General features: G+C 73.4%; 12 protein-coding genes. 4 read left to right on the forward strand and 8 right to left on the reverse strand.

All coding sequences use genetic code 11. The features are described from left to right. Window positions 1-2 precede the first annotated feature (2 nt). Together ACZ6K0_RS28225 and ACZ6K0_RS28230 are read right to left on the reverse strand one after the other, a co-directional pair. The gene (locus tag ACZ6K0_RS28225; RefSeq protein ID WP_376400597.1) at window positions 3-599 is read right to left on the reverse strand and encodes a (2Fe-2S)-binding protein; all 597 of its coding nucleotides are present in this window, start codon (window positions 597-599) and stop codon (window positions 3-5) included. A 2-nt stretch (window positions 600-601) separates the two neighbouring features. Then, a complete protein-coding gene (locus tag ACZ6K0_RS28230) occupies window positions 602-1,492 on the reverse strand; it encodes an FAD binding domain-containing protein (protein WP_150264953.1) in 891 nt (296 codons plus the stop codon). Window positions 1,493-1,816: 324 nt separating this feature from the next. Between ACZ6K0_RS28230 and ACZ6K0_RS28235 the strand changes: the two genes are divergently transcribed. Together ACZ6K0_RS28235 and ACZ6K0_RS28240 are read left to right on the forward strand one after the other, a co-directional pair. After that, entirely contained in the window at window positions 1,817-3,514 is a 1,698-nt protein-coding gene (locus tag ACZ6K0_RS28235; RefSeq protein ID WP_376400600.1) for a PucR family transcriptional regulator, read from the forward strand. A 300-nt stretch (window positions 3,515-3,814) separates the two neighbouring features. Continuing rightward, the gene (locus ACZ6K0_RS28240; RefSeq protein WP_376400603.1) at window positions 3,815-4,603 is read left to right on the forward strand and encodes a hypothetical protein; all 789 of its coding nucleotides are present in this window, start codon (window positions 3,815-3,817) and stop codon (window positions 4,601-4,603) included. Between the two features lie 119 nt (window positions 4,604-4,722). On the opposite strand, the gene ACZ6K0_RS28245 is transcribed toward ACZ6K0_RS28240, so the two are convergent. Then, a complete protein-coding gene (locus ACZ6K0_RS28245; RefSeq protein ID WP_469233002.1) occupies window positions 4,723-6,393 on the reverse strand; it encodes a hypothetical protein in 1,671 nt (556 codons plus the stop codon). Between the two features lie 76 nt (window positions 6,394-6,469). Further along, on the reverse strand, window positions 6,470-7,348 hold the full coding sequence (locus ACZ6K0_RS28250) for a GntR family transcriptional regulator (protein WP_376400608.1): 879 nt from the start codon (window positions 7,346-7,348) through the stop codon (window positions 6,470-6,472). A gap of 193 nt (window positions 7,349-7,541) precedes the next feature. On the opposite strand from ACZ6K0_RS28250, the gene ACZ6K0_RS28255 reads away from it, so the two are divergent. Beyond that, entirely contained in the window at window positions 7,542-8,417 is an 876-nt protein-coding gene (locus ACZ6K0_RS28255; RefSeq protein WP_469233000.1) for a (2Fe-2S)-binding protein, read from the forward strand. A gap of 204 nt (window positions 8,418-8,621) precedes the next feature. Then, entirely contained in the window at window positions 8,622-9,758 is a 1,137-nt protein-coding gene (locus ACZ6K0_RS28260) for a DUF2637 domain-containing protein (protein ID WP_376400614.1), read from the forward strand. 33 nt (window positions 9,759-9,791) lie between these two features. Here ACZ6K0_RS28260 and ACZ6K0_RS28265 read toward each other — a convergent pair whose 3' ends face one another. The 4 genes from ACZ6K0_RS28265 to ACZ6K0_RS28280 all read right to left on the reverse strand — a co-directional run bounded on the left by ACZ6K0_RS28265 (window position 9,792) and on the right by ACZ6K0_RS28280 (window position 17,477). After that, entirely contained in the window at window positions 9,792-10,196 is a 405-nt protein-coding gene (locus ACZ6K0_RS28265; protein WP_376401427.1) for an ATP-binding protein, read from the reverse strand. A gap of 112 nt (window positions 10,197-10,308) precedes the next feature. Continuing rightward, complete coding sequence (locus ACZ6K0_RS28270) at window positions 10,309-12,051, reverse strand: pyruvate dehydrogenase (protein WP_376400617.1); 1,743 nt, start codon at window positions 12,049-12,051, stop codon at window positions 10,309-10,311. A 27-nt stretch (window positions 12,052-12,078) separates the two neighbouring features. Further along, window positions 12,079-13,593: a protein phosphatase 2C domain-containing protein gene (locus ACZ6K0_RS28275; protein ID WP_469232998.1), complete on the reverse strand. Its 1,515-nt coding sequence runs from the start codon at window positions 13,591-13,593 to the stop codon at window positions 12,079-12,081. Window positions 13,594-13,715: 122 nt separating this feature from the next. Beyond that, window positions 13,716-17,477 (reverse strand): S8 family peptidase, encoded by a 3,762-nt coding sequence (locus ACZ6K0_RS28280; protein WP_469232996.1) that lies wholly within the window; start codon window positions 17,475-17,477, stop codon window positions 13,716-13,718. Between the last annotated feature and the right edge of the window lie 145 nt (window positions 17,478-17,622).

Consider the following 17,622-nt stretch of genomic DNA (forward strand, 5'->3'; position numbering starts at 1 on the left):
CGTCAGACCGCCTCTTCCTGACGCTCCTGGCGAGCGGCCGCGAGGCGGACCGCGTCGAGGATCTTCTCGTAACCCGTGCAGCGGCAGAGGTTGCCGGAGAGCGCCTCGCGGATGTCCGCGTCCGTCGGGGACGGGTTGCGCTCCAGCATCTCGTCGGCCGCGACCAGCAGACCGGGGGTGCAGAAGCCACACTGGACGGCGCCGGCGTCGATGAACGCCTGCTGGATCGGGGAGAGTTCGACACCCTCGCCGGTCTGCGAGTCCTGACCGGGCTTCGCCTCCCACCGCTTGGCGGCGTCGAGCGAGGTGCCACAGGTGCCCGTGGCGCAACCGGCGTGCTCCGCGCGGTCCTTGGCGAACTCCGCGAGGCCCTCGACGGTGACGACCTCGCGGCCCTCGACCTGGCCGGCGGCGACGAGGCAGGAACAGACCGGCACGCCGTCGAGGCGGACGGTGCAGGAACCGCACTCGCCCTGCTCGCAGGCGTTCTTGGAGCCGGGCAGGCCCATCCGCTCACGCAGGACGTAGAGGAGGGACTCGCCCTCCCAGACGTCATCGGCTTCCTGGGGACGGCCGTTGACCGTGAAATTGACGCGCATGGTTATGCAGCTCCCTCAAGCGTGCGACCGGTTCCGCGGTACTGCTCCCAGGTCCAGCCGAGCTGGCGGCGGGCCATGATGCCGACGGCGTGGCGGCGGTACTTGGCCGTGCCTCGGACGTCGTCGATCGGGTTGGCGGCGCCCGAGCAGAGGTCGGCGAACTGCTTCGCGATCGACGGGGTGATGATCTTGCCGTTGTCCCAGAAGCCGCCCTCCTCCAGAGCCGCGTTCAGGAAGGCCTCGGCCTCCTTGGCGCGGATCGGGGTCGGCGCGGCGGAGCCGATGCCGGTCCGCACGGTCCGGGTCTCCGGGTGCAGGGCCAGGCCGAAGGCGCAGACGGCGATGACCATCGCGTTGCGGGTGCCGACCTTGGAGTACTGCTGGGGGCCGTCCGCCTTCTTGACGTGGACGGTCTTGATGAGCTCGTCGGGCTGGAGCGCGTTGCGCTTCACGCCCGTGTAGAACTCGTCGATCGGGATGAACCGGCTGCCGCGGACCGACTCGACCTCGACCTCGGCACCCGCGGCGAGCAGGGCCGGGTGGGCGTCACCGGCGGGCGACGCGGTGCCGAGGTTGCCCCCGACGCCGCCGCGGTTGCGGATCTGCGGGGAGGCGACCGTGTGGGAGGCGAGCGCCAGACCCGGGAGCTCGGTCCGCAGGTTCTCCATGATCTGGGTGTACGGAACGGACGCGCCGAGGCGGACGTTCTCCTCCCCGACCTCCCACTCGCGCAGCAGCTCGATACGGTTCAGGTCCAGGAGGTACTCGGGGCGCCGGTGGTCGAAGTTGATCTCGACCATGATGTCGGTGCCACCCGCAATGGGCACGGCCGTGGGGTGCTCGGCCTTGGCGGCGAGCGCCTCCTCCCAGCTGGCGGGGCGAAGGAAGTCCATGGTGGCTCTCTTCTAGTGCTTCTAGTGATCGGGGGTCGAACGCATGGGCCCGGGGGGACGGCCGGCCCTCGACTTTCTTATTCATGTGCTGTTAACGCGGTGTGTGGCCTAGTACACAAGCCCACCTTCGCCCGGGTGCAGTCACCGAAAACATGAAGGAGTTGGCTGGTGCCCGTCGTCGTCTTGTAGATTCGAACGAAAGGCGGAGAACGGCAACCTCTCCGTTTTCCCCTGGAAACGGTGGCACCACGCCACCGTCGACAACGCGACACCACGAAGACCCAAGACCCACCACCACCCACTCGAAGGAACGGCGGCGACACGATGCGGCTGCGCGCACTGCTGGAGAACGACGCGCTGGGGCTGCGCCTGCTCGGCGGCGAGGACGAGCTGGACCGCACCGTCCGCGGCGTGATGACGACTGACCTCAAGGATCCCAGCCGGTACCTGTCCGGCGGCGAGCTGGTGCTCACCGGTCTGGCCTGGCTGCGGGAGCCGGAGGACGCCGAGCCCTTCGCCCGGATCCTGGCCTCGGCCGGGGTGGCCGGCCTCGCGGCGGGCGAAGCGGAGCTCGGCGACATTCCCGACGATCTCGTACAGGCGTGTTTGCGCCATCGGCTGCCACTCTTCGCGGTGAACGAGACCGTTGCGTTCGCGACGATCACCGAGCACGTTGTTCGACAGGTCTCCGGCGAGCGGGCCGGCGACCTGGCGGCCGTCGTCGACCGGCACCGGCGGCTCATGACGTCCGGCCCGGCGGGCGGCGGCCCGGAGGTCGTCCTCGACCTGCTCGGCTCCGACCTGGACCTCCGCGCCTGGGTCCTCTCCCCCACCGGCCGCCAGATCGCGGGCGCGGGCGAGCCCCTCGACAACGGCCTCGCGGCCACCCTTGCGGGCGAACACCTGGCCGCGACCCGGACCGGCCGGCGCGGCCCGCACCGGCTGAGCGTCGCCGGAGCCACGTACTCGCTGTTCCCGATCCGCAACACCGGCCGCGGCCCCGCCCCCGCCTCCCGGGACGTGCGCGAGACGGTCCTGTCGGACTGGCTGCTGGCCGTCGAGGCGGACGCCGGGGACTGGCCCGCCGCCCGGCTGGACCTGCTCCAGGGCGTCACCCAGCTGATCGCCGTCGAGCGGGACCGGCGCGACGCGGCCCGTACGGTACGGCGCCGGCTCGCCCAGGAGGTCCTGGAGCTGGTGCAGACGGGCGCCGCGCCCGCCGAGATCGCCGCCCGCCTGCGGGTCGCGGCCCCGGTGCTGCTGCCCGGGCTCGGCACGGCCCCGCACTGGCAGGTCGTCGTCGCCCGCGTCGAATGGGAGCAGGAGGCCGGTCAGGGCACCGCCGTGGAGGGCGGCCCGGTCGCCCAGGCGCTCCTGGAGGAGATCCTCGTCGACCCGGCGACCGTCGGCGCCGAGTCCGCGGACCGGATCGCCGTCGCGCACAGCGGCGACGAGGCGATCGCGCTGGTGCCGCTGGCCGCCGCACCGCTGCCGGACAGCGAGGACGAGGGCCAGGCGACCGCGCTCGGGCTGCACGCGGACGCGCTGCTCGCCGCCGTACGCGCCCCGCTCTCCTCCGGCCTCGCCGACGACGGGCGGCTCACGCTCGGCGTCAGCGCGGCCGTGCACTCCGCGGAGGGCCTGCGCGGGGCCCTGGAAGAGGCCAGGCACGCCCGCCGGGTCGCCGCGGCCCGTCCGGGCCGGGTCTGCGCCGCGGGCCACCACGAGCTCGCCTCGCACGTCCTGCTGCTGCCGTTCGTCCCGGACGACGTCCGTCGCGCGTTCACGGCCCGGCTGCTCGACCCGCTGCGCGACTACGACCGGCGCCACCGCGCGGAGCTCATCCCGACCCTGGAGGCCTTCCTCGACTGCGACGGCTCCTGGACGCGCTGCGCCACCCGGCTGCACCTGCACGTGAACACGCTGCGCTACCGGGTGGGCCGGATCGAGCAGCTCACGGGTCGCGACCTCTCCCGCCTGGAGGACAAGCTCGACTTCTTCCTCGCCCTCCGGATGAGCTGATCCACGGGTATCCGCATCCGGCGAATTCACTCTTTCGGTGGAGTCCGTCGGAGTGACATCCGGGCTGGTGGCGGCCCCTCGGCCGGTGTGGCCGAGGGGCCGCGCCGGCGCCTGATCCCGGGCCTGACAGCGATCTGACGGGCTGTCGGCCACTGCCCGGACGGCGGCGTCCGCACGCACCGGACTCTTGTGAATTCTTTCACCTGACCCCTTGGCCAGGTGCTGCCCTTCGTGCTGAGATGCGGGTCTACTCAACAGCTCAATGGCGCGCTCGGGGAGGGCAATGTGGCGGATACCGCCATGTCTGGTTCCGAATCAAGGGGTGGCGAAGATCCGTCCCTCGCCTACGGCAAGGAGACTCCCGTGGAGACCGCCATATGGCGGCTCCGCTCCCGAGGTTGTTGGACGGACGCGGCAGCACTGCTCGCTCCGTACGCGACCGAACCGGCCGCCGCGCTCGAACGGGCGGCCCTGCTGATCGAGCGCTGCCTCTACACCGAACAGGGCTGGGCCGAGGCCGAGGAGGCCCTCCGGACCGCCGAGGCGGTCGCCCGCACCGACGAGGAGCGCGGGGCCGCCGCCTGCGAACGCGGCTATCTCGCCTACGCGTCCACGCTCCTCGGGGTACGGGACCGGGCCGACGAGGCCCGGATGGCGCTGGGGCGCGCGGCGGCGCTGATCGGCCCCTCGGCAGGGGGCCGGCCCCTGCTGGACTTCCGGCGCGGGCTCATCGCCCAGAACCTCGGCGACTCCCCGCAGGCGGCCCGCGCCGCGTACCGCAGGGCGCACGCGGGGGCGACGGACCAGGGGGACTCACTGCTGCTCTCCTCCACCTGGCGCCATCTCGCCGGACTCGCCCTGAGGGAGGGCGAGTTGGCGGAGGCCCGGCACGGTTTCGCCGAGTCGCTGCGGATCCGCGAGGAGTTGGGCTATCTGGTCGGCACGGCCCCGGCCCTGACCGCCCTCGCCGACACCGAGACGGAACCGGAGGCCGGCCGGCTGCGGGCGGAGGCACGCCGCCTCTTCCGTCTCCTCGGCGGCGTCCCGACCTGGCTATCGGCCCAGCTGACCCCCCGGACCGCGACCTGAAATCACCGGCGGGAACGCCGAAGTGACGCTCTCTCAGGTGTTGTGCGTTGTGCCCCGCGCCGCGGCGCGGGGCACAACGCCGCGTCGCGGCCGCGATCGACCGTCGCGACCCTCCGAGGTCACCGTTCGCCGGACGACCGGATGACGACCTTCTCCCGGGATGCCGGAACGAGGCACATCAGGCTCTCGTCGGTGCCGACGAGCAGCGCGCCCGCGCCGGTGACCGCGACCGCGCGGACCGGGGGGCCGGGGCGGAAGGAGAGCGTCGCGCCGCCTTCCGGGCGGTGTAGCTCGACGAGGCCGTCGGCCCAGGCCACGGCGACCAGGGGGCCGTGCGGGGTCTCCGCCGCGTGCAGGGAGACCACCGGGGAGCGGCGCTCCGCGAGGGGTTCGGGGCGCGGGTCGCGGCCCGGGGTCCAGAGCCGTACCGTCCCGTCGGCACCCCCGGAGCACACGAACGGCGTCTCGGACTCCACCGCGGCGACCGCCGTGACCCGGCCGCTGTGCGGGGCCGCCTGGTGGAGGCCCGTGAGACCGAAGGCGTGCACCGAACCGAGCCGGTCCCCCACCACGACCGAGCCCGCGATCGCCGCGAGGGCCGTACCGGGGTGACGGGCCAGGGTCTTCGAGACGGCCTCGGTGAGACGCTCCAGGTACGGGGCCCTGGGCACCGTTCCCCGGACGGAGTGGAGCCTCCCCTGGTCGTCCAGGAGCAGGACCGTGCCGTCCGGGGCGGGCGCGAGCGCCGTGACCCGGCCGGGGACGGTGTGCGGGAGGCGCCCGGCGGAACTCGCGTCGGCCTCGTGGAGCAGGCGCACGGTCCCGGTGTGGTCGCCGACGAGCAGCGTGCCCTCCAACGGGCCGCCCGCGGCGCCGAGTACGGCGACGGGACCCGGCCAGGGCGGTGTCAGGTCGCCGCGGTTGCGGGACCAGCGGAGCCGCCAGGCGGAGCCTGCGGCGAGCTCGGCCAGCGCGGGCCGCAGTCGGGGGTCGGCACCGTCCCCCAGTGCGGCGAGGAGCACCAGCGCCCGCTCCGCCGGTTCCTGTGCGCGACAGAGCGACTGCCCGGCGCGCAGCCAGGCGGTCCTGAGCCCCCCGCGGTCGTCGACGGCGCCGCCGCCGGAGCCTTCACCGGTTCCGGTGACGTACGCGGTGGTGACGAGCAGCGGGTCGGCGGCGCACACGGCGAGCGGGTCGGAGAGGTCGGGGAGCGGGCGTACGGGCTCCGCGGGGGCGGCGGCGTCGGGGCCGGGGCCGGGCTCGCCCTCCAGGTCCACGACCGTGGCCCGGCGTGCGGCGCGCAGGGTGTCGGGGGCCGGGCTGCCGGTCCGGGCCTCGACGGCGAGCCGGATCCGGCCCACCCCGGCGAGTTCGCCGATGAGCTCGGTGAGCGCGGCGGGCTCGGCGGCGGCGTGGAGGTCCGTGAGGAGGAGGACGGCCCGGCCCGAGGGCCGCGCCTCGCTGGTGGCGAGGGCGTGGACGAGTTCGTCCGGCGACCTGGCCACCACCCCGAGCAGGTCGGCGATCGTCCAGGTCGCGCCGAGCGCGCTCTGCCCGGCGAGCGGGACGAGCACCCGGGGTGTGCGGCGGCGCCGGCGGCCGGAGCGCGGGCCGTACGCGGCGAGCCAGTCGAGGAGGGCCGTCTTGCCGCTGCCGGGTGCGCCGGTCACGAGGCAGAGCCGGGGGGCCTCCGGGTCGGTGAGCCAGCCGAGCAGGGCCGCGGCCTCGGCTTCCGTGCCGGTGAGGGCTCGGCGTCCCTCCCGTGCCGGGGGCGGGGTCGCGGACGGCATGGGGACACCTCACGGGCGACGCGGTGCGGGCGGGCTGACGTCACCGACCTTAATGCGCGGGACGCCTCCCGGGCGATCAGTACTCCGATCCGGCGAAGTGCTCCCGTACGAGCGACTGGACGACCGGAAGGTCCTGGGCGACCAGGGCGTCGAGCAGGGCCGTGTGCTCGGCGGCGTCGGCGACGAGCTCGCCGTGGCGGAGGGCGGGGGCGCTGATCAGCGGCCACTGGGAGCGCCGGTGGAGGTCGTCGGCGACGGCGAGCAGCTGCTCGTTCCCGGCGAGGGCCAGGACCGCCCGGTGGAAGGCGCGGTCGGTCTCGGCGTAGTGGGCGCGGTCGCCCCGGGCGGCGGCCGCCCCGGTCGCCTCGGCGAGCGGGCGGAGCTCGGCCCAGCGGGCGGCCGGGACCGTGCGGGCGAGCCGCAGCATGACGGGGACCTCGATGAGCGCGCGGACCTCGGCGAGCTCGGCGAGCTCGCGCGGGGTGCGCTCGGTGACGCGGAAGCCGCGGTTCGGGACGACCTCGACGGCCCCCTCGACGGCGAGGCGCTGCATGGCCTCGCGGACGGGGGTGGCCGAGACGCCGAAGCGCTCGGCGAGGGCGGGTCCCGAGTACACCTCGCCCGGCACGAGCTCGCCACCGACGAGGGCGGTACGGAGGGCTTCGAGGATCTGGTCGCGGACGGAGTGCCGGTGGACGACGCGCGGGGCGGGGACGGGCGCGGGCGCGGGGCGGGTCGTCGCCGGTTCGCCGTGCGTGTGCTCGCCGCGGGCCTGTTCGGTGCCGCGGGCCTGCTCGGTGCGGCGAGTCCGCTCGGCGCCGCGGGCCCGTTCCTGTTCGGTGCCGCGAACCTGTTCCTGATCGGTGCCGCGGGCCTGTTCCGGTACGCGTACGGCGTCGCCGAAGGGCGGGTACGACCTCTCCGTCGCCCGCTCGCGCGCTGCGCCCTGCTCCACCCGGGTCCTCCTGCGGCCTCGTGCCGGGCCCGGCTCGCGTCGCCCGGGTCCCCTGTGCACCATAGGCGAACGGACCGACATATGGGGCACGGGGACCGTCCCGCGGGCGGGCGCGGTCCGAACGGTGGTGAGAGCGGATCGAGTTTCGGGTAAGGTAAGGCTTACCTGCTAACGATCGCGATTCGGTGGCCTCATGACCGTCCCCGCCCTGTTGCCCGCACCCCTCACCTCGCCCGTCGCGGCCTCTTACGCCCGGCTCGCCGAGGTCTTCTCCGGTCTGCGGATAGAGGAAACGGCCCGGGACGAACAGCTGCCCCGCGGCGCGGGCTGGGTCGGCGCCGACGAGCTCGCGGCCGGCGGAGCCGCCCTCGACGCCTTCCTCGCCTGGGACAACGCCCAGGTCCTGCGCGACTACGGCACCCAGGCCCGCTCCGACGTCGTCGCGAGCTTCGGACTCCACCGCTACGCCTGGCCCGCCTGCCTCCTCGTCACCGTCCCCTGGTTCCTGCACCGTCGGGTGCCCCGACTGCCCGTCGCGAACGTGTCGTTCCAGCGCGCGCTCGGCCGCATGTCGGTCGGCGTCGAGGAGTTCGCCTGCCTGCCCGACGACCCCGCCGCCGGCCTGCCCGGCGCCCGGGTCGTCGCCGACGAGGAGGCGCTGCGGACCGAGGTGCGCGCCTCGCTCGCCGAGCACTTCGAGGCGGTCCTCGGCGGTTTCGGCCCCCGGATGAAGCGCGGCCGCCGGGCCCTGTGGGGCATGGCCACGGACGAGATCGTCGAGGGCCTCTGGTACGTCGGCGCCCTGCTCGGCGAGGAGGAGCGGGCGATGGCCGAGCTCGACCTCCTCCTGCCGGGCTCCACGGTCACCCGCAAGCAGCACAAGCCGTACGCCGGATCGGCCGGCTTCCGCGAGCTCGCCGGGACCGAGGGGCCGGACGGCGCGCCGCGCGCCACCCGCGACCGGGCGACCTGCTGCTTCTTCTACACACTGCGCCCCGAGGACACCTGCCTCACCTGCCCGCGCACCTGCGACACCGAGCGCGTCCGTCGCCTGGCCGCGACCGCCTGAGGCTCCCGGGTGATTACGCCACCCGAACGGGTGGCGTAAATCGAACCCAACCCCCTTCCCTTGCATGGGTGTTCGAGCAGATGGCACCTATTCGTATGCCCTGGGACCCCGATGGCGTGCTCTTGCCCCGAAACCGCTTGAGCGCCGCACGGGGTCGGCCAATATGGGCCGCTGAACGCCCTACTGCGATGCAAGGGACACCGCATGAGACTGACCGACATATCGCTGGACTGGCTGCTTCCGGGCGGCGTGATGGTGGCCGGGGTCCTGACGGCGGTGGCGGTGCTCGCGCGCGGGAAGCGCGCCGGTGACCAGGCCGCGGCCGAGGACTCCTGGGAGCGCAACGAAGAGCGCCGCAGACGCAAGGAGGCGGTGTACGGAACGGCTTCCTACGTCCTGCTCTTCTGCTGCGCCGCCGTCGCGGCGGCACTCTCCTTCCACGGACTCGTCGGCTTCGGCCGGCAGAACCTCAACCTCTCCGGAGGCTGGGAGTACCTCGTCCCCTTCGGCCTCGACGGCGCCGCCATGTTCTGCTCCGTCCTCGCCGTCCGCGAGGCCAGCCACGGTGACGCGGCGCTCGGCTCGCGGCTCCTGGTCTGGCTGTTCGCCGGCGCGGCCGCCTGGTTCAACTGGGTGCACGCCCCGCGCGGCCTGGGACACGACGGGGCGCCGCAGTTCTTCGCGGGCATGTCCCTCTCGGCGGCGGTCCTCTTCGACCGGGCGCTGAAGCAGACCCGCAGGGCCGCACTCCGCGAGCAGGGCCTCGTGCCCCGACCGCTGCCGCAGATCCGGATCGTCCGCTGGCTGCGGGCCCCCCGGGAGACCTTCGCGGCCTGGTCGCTGATGCTCCTGGAGAACGTACGGACGCTGGACGAGGCCGTCGACGAGGTCCGCGAGGACCGGCGGGAGAAGGAGCAGAACCGGCTCCGCCGGCGCGACCAGGTCAAGCTCGACCGGGCGCGGCTCAAGGCCATCAACCGCCAGCACCGCGCCTTCGGGCTCGGCCGCGGCGGCGGCACCGACCGGCAGGTCGAGATGGCGGCACTGGGCGCCGCGGGGAGCGCCGGTACGGGCTCGGGCGCCGGTTCCGGTTCCGGATCGGGTGCGGGCTCCGGCTCCGCGACGGCGTCCGTACAGGCCGCCGTCGCGGAGCCCGCCATAGCGGACCCGGGACAACTGCCGCTTCGACCCCGGCCCTCCCTGCAAGCCGTAAAAGGCGCTGACGCGCGCACGGGCGACTCCCGGACGGTGGACCTGACCGCCGAGGACGACACCCAGACGCTGCCCCGGCTCGACTCCCTTGAGCGCAAACTCAAGGACCTGGAGCAGCAGTTCGGCTGAGCGGGAACCACACGAATCCGGCGGGGCCGCCTCTCAGGCGGCCCCGCCGTTCAGTTCGAACCAGACCACCTTGCCGCCCCCGTGCTCCTCGACTCCCCAGGAGTCGGCCAGGGCCTGGACGAGGACGAGCCCCCGGCCGTGCGTACCGTCGTCGGCGGGCGGTGCGTGCGGCGACTCCAGGCCGGGGAGGTAGTCCCGGACCTCGACCCTGAGCTGCTCGGGGACGACCGTCGCGGTCACGACGGCTCCGTGGTCGGTGTGGACCAGGGCATTGGTCACCAGTTCGCTGGTGAGCAGTTCGGCCACGTCGGAGGCGCCCGGTCCGCCCCATGTCCGCAGCATTTCCCGCAAGGCATGTCGCACCTCCGGCACCGCGGTGAGATCCTCGCATCCCACCTTCCTGAGCAGTTGAGTCGGCTGTCGTGCCTCCCCGGCCATATCCCCCACCCACGCGTCGTCGAACAGGCTCACGGGGATGCATGCCCCACGGGGCCGCCCGCATTCCCTCGGAGCCGCGGCACTCCGGGCCGGGGTCTCGGAGCCGGGGGGCTCAGAGCCGGGGGACGTTGCGCAGGTTGGAGCGGGCCATCTGGAGCATGCGGCCCACCCCGCCGTCGAGGACGATCTTGCTGGCGGAGAGGGCGAAGCCGGTGACCATCTCGCTGCTGATCCTGGGCGGGATGGAGAGCGCGTTGGGGTCGGTGACGACGTCGACGAGGGCCGGGCCCTTGTGCTTGAAGGCGTCCTTGAGGGCGCTCGTGAGCTGCTTGGGCTTCTCGACGCGGACGCCGTAGGCCCCGGCGGCGCGCGCGATGGCCGCGAAGTCCGGGTTCTTGTTCGTCGTCCCGTACGAGGGCAGTCCGGCCACCAGCATCTCCAACTCGACCATGCCGAGGGAGGAGTTGTTGAAGACGACGACCTTCACCGGAAGGTCGTACTGGACGAGGGTGAGGAAGTCGCCCATGAGCATGGAGAATCCGCCGTCGCCGGAGAGCGACACGACCTGCCGGTTGCGGTCGGTGAACTGGGCGCCGATGGCCTGCGGCAGCGCGTTCGCCATCGAGCCGTGGCTGAACGAGCCGATGATCCTGCGCCGCCCGTTGGGCGAGAGGTAGCGGGCCGCCCAGACGTTGCACATGCCCGTGTCGACGGTGAACACGGCGTCCCCGTCGGCGAGTTCGTCGATCACGGAGGCGACGTACTCGGGGTGGATCGGCACGTGCTTCTCGACCTTGCGCGTGTACGCCTTGACCACGCCTTCGAGCGCGTCGGCGTGCTTCTTGAGCATCTTGTCGAGGAAGCGGCGGTCGGTCTTGGCCCGGACGCGCGGGACGACGCAGCGCAGCGTCTCGCGGACGTCTCCCCAGACGGCGAGGTCGAGGCGGGAGCGCCGGCCGAGGTGCTCGGGCCTGACGTCGACCTGGACGATCTTCACGTCGTCGGGCAGGAAGGCGTTGTACGGGAAGTCGGTGCCGAGCAGGATGAGCAGGTCGCACTCGTGGGTGGCCTCGTAGGCGGCGCCGTAGCCGAGCAGCCCGCTCATGCCGACGTCGTACGGGTTGTCGTACTGGATCCACTCCTTGCCACGGAGGGCGTGGCCGACCGGGGACTTGATCCGCTCGGCGAACTGCATCACCTCGGCGTGCGCGCCCGCCGTGCCGCTGCCGCAGAAGAGCGTCACCCGATCGGCCGCGTCGATCATCCGGACGAGCGCGTCGATCTCGTCGTCGCCCGGCCGGACGGTGGGGCGGGAGGTGACGAGCGCGGTCTCGACCGCCTTGTCCGGGGCGGGCAGGGAGGCGATGTCGCCGGGCAGCGAGACCACGCTGACGCCGCTGCGGCCGATGGCGTGCTGGATCGCCGTCTGGAGCAGCCGGGGCATCTGCTTCGGGTTGGAGATGAGCTCGCTGTAGTGGCTGCACTCGCGGAAGAGCTGGTCGGGGTGGGTCTCCTGGAAGTAGCCGAGGCCGATCTCGCTGGACGGGATGTGCGAGGCGAGGGCCAGGACCGGGGCCATCGAGCGGTGGGCGTCGTACAGGCCGTTGATGAGGTGGAGATTGCCCGGGCCGCAGGAGCCGGCGCAGGCGGCGAGGCTGCCGGTGATCTGCGCCTCGGCGCCGGCGGCGAACGCGGCCACCTCCTCGTGCCGCACCTGGATCCAGTCGAGCGCGGGGGTACGGCGGATGGCGTCGACGACCGGGTTCAGACTGTCGCCGACCACGCCGTACAGACGCTTCACGCCCGCGCGCACGAGGATGTCGACGAACTGTTCTGCGACGTTCTGTTTGGCCATGGCTCCATCAACACATGACCCGGCGCGTTACGCCTCCCAGACGGCCGCCCCCGTACGGTCGTCGGCGTACCCCGTCACCCTCAGCTGGGTGTCGGCGAGGAAGGCGGCGAGGCCGGGCGGCTCCTGGCCGGCCCAGCGGGCGGCGAGTTCGCGGGCGAGGGCGGGTTCGCCGCGCATCGGCTCGGCGAGACCGGGCGAGGCGAGGAGCAGGGTGTCCCCGGGGCGGGCGACGGAGGCCCGGAAGCGGAACGGTTCGGCGGGCGGCGGCACGGGGTCCTCGACGATCGGGCCCGGCGCGGTCGTGACGCCGAGGTTCATGGTGAGCCGGTCGCCCTCCTCCGTCCCGGCCTCGGCCTCGGTGTCGGTACCGGTGTCGCCCGCCGGTGGGGGCGGCGAGCCGAAGCCGACGACCGGGGCTCCGGTGACGGCGGCGGGTTCGGGCAGGAGCGGTTCGATGTCCTGCCAGGAGCCGTCGCGGAGGCGGAAGAGGCCGCCGCCGCCGATCCCGAAGAAGACCCGGGTGCGGCACTCGGGGTCGGCGGGGACGAGCAGGCAGCGGAGGGTCGCGGTGTACTCGTCGGGGGCGAGGCCCCGGTCGGCGGCACGGGCCCGCAGTTTGCCGTACGTCCGGTCGGTGAGCCGGTGCAGTCCGGACTTGAGGTCGCCGCGGCGGCCGGTCCTGACGTCCTCGGAGAGCCGGGCGTGGCTGCGGCCGACGGCTTCCGCGATCCACTGGCAGGCGTCGGCGGCGGCGAGGTGGGCGTCCTCGGCGGCGCGGGAGCCGGCGGCGACGGCGACGAGGACGAGCGCGGCCTCGTCGTGGCCGAAGCGGGCGGTGAGCAGGGCGTCGCGGCGGGGTTCCCCCCGGTAGCGGGCGGAGTCGCCGCGCACGGAGGCGGCGCGCAGGGTGCAGGTGCCGTAGCGGGCGCCGTCGAGGACGGTGTCGGCGACCAGTTCGGCGAGCTCGCCGGGGCGGGCGATGGGGAGGGCGGTGGGTTCGGCCTCGTAGGTCGGCGGTCTGCTGCCGACGAAGCCGGCGGCCCGGGGGCGGGGCACGGGCACCTGGACGGTGAGATCGGCGTCGGGGCCGGTCTCCGGGGCGACGTCCGGGTCGCCGTAGGGGCCGGTGTCCAGGTCGCCGTACGGGCCGGTGTCCAGGTCGCCGTACGGGCCGATGTCCAGGTCGCCGTAGGGGCCGGTGTCCAGGTCGGCGTCCGGTTCCTCGTCGGCCGGGGGCACGGGCACCTGGACGGTGGGCGTCTCGACCGGCGGGGCGACCGGGGGCGGCGGGGGCGGCGGTCCGGGGAAGGAGCGCGGCCCCGTCTCGGGGGCCTCCCAGGGCGCCCTGTCGGACGGGACGGGCGACGGCGCCGTCCGGGGGTCCTCGCGTTTCGGGTCCGGGCCGGGGCCCGGCGGGTCCGTGGTGGCGCGGGGCGCCGTGGCGAAGTGGTCGTCGAGTGTGTCACCCGAGACCGTCGGGGCCGTGTCCGGCGCCGACTCGTCGTAGAGCTTGTCCCACCAGTTGTCCCCCTGCTGAGTCATGCCCTTATTGTCCACCGCGCACGGCGCCCGAAAACGGACATCAGGAAAACCGTTGCTGCGAATGAGTGATCCGCCGGGCGGCCCCACCCCCCACGGGAAGGACGCCCGGCGGACCGTCGTGATCAGCGCACGTCGTAAGCGCGGACCACGGTCTGGGTGACGGAGTTGCCGTTGGCGTCCGTCAGTTCGGTCTTCAGGGTGACGGGCTTGCCGGTCGCGCCCGTGTGGTTCACGGTCGCGGTCCAGTTGCCGCCCTGCTGAGAGACCCGCGCTTCGGTCCAGGTCGTACCCCCGTCGTAGGAGTACGAGAGCTTGGCCGAGGTGAGCGCTGCGGGTGTGTAGCCCGCGTGACCCGTCGCGGTGAGGCCGATCTGCTGGCCGTCGGTCGCGGCGAGGGTCTTGAGTCCGTCCTCCGGAAGGTCGTACCGGGGGAACAGAATCGGGATGCCCTGAGAATAGACGCTCTCGTCAAGCTTGGAGGTGAATTTCCACACCGAGTTGACGGACGTGGAGCGGGCCCACACCTTGCTGCCGATCTTCATGGTGTTCTGTTCGAGCGTGTACGTCCCGGCTTCGGACGGTACCTCGAACGCCCCGAACGGCCAGCCGTTCTCGCCGAGGACCTCGCCGTCGCGGCTGAGGCGGATGTTGCCGATGTCCCCGAAGGAACCGGCCTCGGCGTAGTGGGTGTTGTCGCCCCACATGGCGTTCGCGAAGCCGATGAGGTTGCCCTGCCGCTCGGCGACGAGGACCGGCTCGCCCGTGGCGTCGCGCGGGGCGGTGGGGGCGATGACGCCGTCGTACCAGTTCTCGGTGCGCCGTTCGCCGGGTGTGTAGGCGTGCTGGGCGCCGATCATGATCTCGCCGAACGGGAAGCTGCTGCCGACCATCGGCTCCCAGGCCGTGTCACCGGCCGAGTAGTACTCGGTGCGGGCGCCGGGTGCCGGGACCGCCTCCAGCGAGGCGAAGCCGACGCGGACCCCGTCGGGACGGCGCGCGGACGGGAAGTCCACGAAGTCGGAGGCGATGCCCGCCGACCCGTAGGTGGCGTCGGTGCGGCCCAGTTCGCGGTCGCGGACCCGGTAGGTCCGGTCGTCGCGGATCGTCCCGGCCTCGGGGAAGGCGAGGCTGTAGACGTACGGGCTCTTCGCGGTGGCCTGCCAGGCGAGGGTGACCTCGCCGGCCGCCAGCTTGCCCAGGAGCGCGGTCGCCTCGGCGGACGGGACGGCGAGGACCGGCAGGCCGAGGCCGTTGAAGCCGCCGGCCGGGTACCAGCGGCCGGCGGCCGAGTGGTACGTGACGGCGGCGACGGCGCCGGCGGCCTCGGCGTCACGGGCGAGGGTGCTCACGCCGTTGGAGTCGTCCGGCACTCGGACGAGGGCGATACGGCCCTGGACGCCGGCGGCCTTGAGCTCCGCGGGCGTGCCGGTTCCGGCGTCGACGAGGCGGGCGGAGCCCGTGCCGTCGAGGTTGTCGGAGCCGATGGTGCCGGTGAGGGGGTGCAGGGTCAGGCCGTCGCCCGTACGGAGCGAGGTGATCTGCGGGGCGGCGGCGCGCCAGTAGCTGCCGAACTCGAAGTCGCCCTCGTCGGCGCGGCCTTCGACCGAGGCGTAGTAGCCGCGGATGGTGCGCGGTCCGGCGGCGGTGCCGGCGTGCAGCCAGACGTCGTCCCAGGAGCGGGAGAACGCGAGGGTGGCGCCGCGGAGTTCGGTGGCCTTGTCGGTCTTCACCGACAGCTTGTGGGCCTTGCGGGCGTCGAGGACGACCGTGGTGTCCTTCTTCAGCTCCAGCTGCGGGCGGCCGAGGTAGCTGAGCGAGTCGTTCAGCGTGGCGCCCTCCCCGGCGTCGGGGGTGGTGACGAAGGAGGAGAGGAAGTAGCTGCCGGGGCGCAGGCGGTAGACCTGGTCGGCGGCGCCCTCGTTGAAGCGGCGCTCGCCGCTGGCGTCGTCGGTGCCGATGACGTCGAGGGAGGAGGCGCCGGAGGCCGGGGCACCCTGACGGTCGATCAGCTTGACGCGCAGGGTGACGGTCTCGGGCTCCACGTAGAGCGAGAACGGCGTGGAGACGTGGACCCCGCCCTTGCCGGTGGCGAGGACACGGCCGGTGACGTCGCCGTACTGGGCGCGCTCCAGGTGGGCGTCGGGGTCGAGCTCCAGCGGGACCTGGACGGTGGTTCCGGCCGGGACGGTGACGGTGCGCTTGCCGAGGCGGGCCACCGAACTCCGCACGCGGGAGCCGTCGTTGCCGGTGACCTTCTCGACGGCCAGGCCCAGGGTGACCGGGGCGTCGGAGGTGTTGGTGTACGGGACGGAGACCGTGGTGCGGTCGGTCGTGTCCTGCGGCCAGTTGAAGGTGCCGCCCTGGACGGCGGAGGCGCCGAGGATCGTCTGGTCGATGGCCGCCTTGACGTCGAGGCGGCCGCCGCCGACCTCACGGACGTCGCCGGGAAGGTCGCTCTCGGCGGAGGAGACGAGCGCGGCCTTGATCTGCTGGGCGGTCCAGTCGGGGTGGCGCTGCTTCACGATGGCGGCGGCGCCCGCGACGTGCGGGGTGGCCATCGACGTACCGGACATGGACTGGTAGGCGTACACGCCCCGGCCGCCGGCGGCGGCCGCGGAGATGCTCACGCCGGGCGCGGCGATCTCGGGCTTGAGGGTGTGGTTGACGATCGTCGGGCCGCGGCTGGAGAAGTACGCGGTGGAGTCGTCGCGGTCGGTGGCGCCGACGGTGAGGACGCTGGGCGCGCAGCCGGGCGAGGAGACCGTGTTGAGGGTCGGGCCCGAGTTTCCGGCGGCGATGACGAACAACGTGCCCTTGTTCTGGGCGAGTTCCTCGGCGGCGACGCTCATCGGGTCGGTGCAGTCGGTGGGGGTGGGGTTGCCGAGGCTCATGGAGACGACGTCGGCGCCCTGCGCGACGGCCCACTCCATACCGGCGATGATCCACGAAGTGGCGCCGGAGCCGGAGTCGTTGAGGACCTTGCCGTTGAGGAGCTCCGCGCCGGGCGCGACGCCCTTCTTCTTGCCGCCGCTCGCGGCGCCGGAGCCGCCGACGGTGGAGATGGTGTGGGTGCCGTGGCCCTGGCGGTCGCCGGCGGTGTCGGAGTCGGTGAAGTTCTCCGAGGCGACGACGCGGCCCTTGAGGTCGGGGTGCTCGGTGTCGGCGCCGGTGTCGAGGACGGCGACCTTGGTGCCGGTGCCGTCGTAACCGGCGGCCCAGGCCTCGGGGGCGTGGACCTGCTTCGTCGAGCGCTCCAGGGTGGCCTGAACCTTTCGGTCGAGCCAGAGCTTCTCGATGCCGGCGGCGGAGCGGGCCTTCGGGGTGTTCACGTCGGCCCAGAAGGTGGCGGCCTGCTTCTTGTCGGCCTTGAGCGCGACGCCGTCGACGGTCCTGAGGACCTGGCCGCGCCGGGCGCCGCGCGGGGTGGCGGGCACGGAGCGGGCGACGTCGGAGCCGTAGACCGCGATGAGCGGGAGCGTCGTGGTGGCGGCGTCGTCGTAGCCCTGGCGGACGAGCCCGGTGACGTTGAACAGCTCCTCGTCGACGCGGCCCGCGGCGAGTGCGTCGGTGGCGGCCTCGGGGTAGACGTACAGGTCCGGGCCCGAACGGCGGGTCTGGACGAGGGGGACCGTGCCGTCCTCGCGGGGCAGCGCCGTGGCCGCCGGGTTCCCGTCGGCGTCGCGGCTGACCAGGACGCGGTCGCCGGTGACCAGGGTCACCGTGGCCGTCCGGTCGCCGGCGCGGGCCGAGGCCTCGCTGCCTACCGGCGGTCGCTTGTCGGCCGTGCCGTCCTGAGGCTCATTCGCCATGGACGGCGCGACCGCGGTGACGGCCAGGACGGCGGCGGTCGCCGCCCCCAGGGCCGTACGCGAAATCGGGCGCATCGCTCTCCCCATCTGATTCCGGAAAAAGGGCACAAGACACCCGTCTCCGGAGGCTGTTGGTGCTGCGGTGGCGCCACATTGGCAGAGGTGAGGGCGGTACAGGGATGATGTGCACGGCGGGAATACGCCGTGGCCGTTTCCCGCC

It is taken from the genome of Streptomyces sp. NPDC042346, assembly GCF_055581845.1.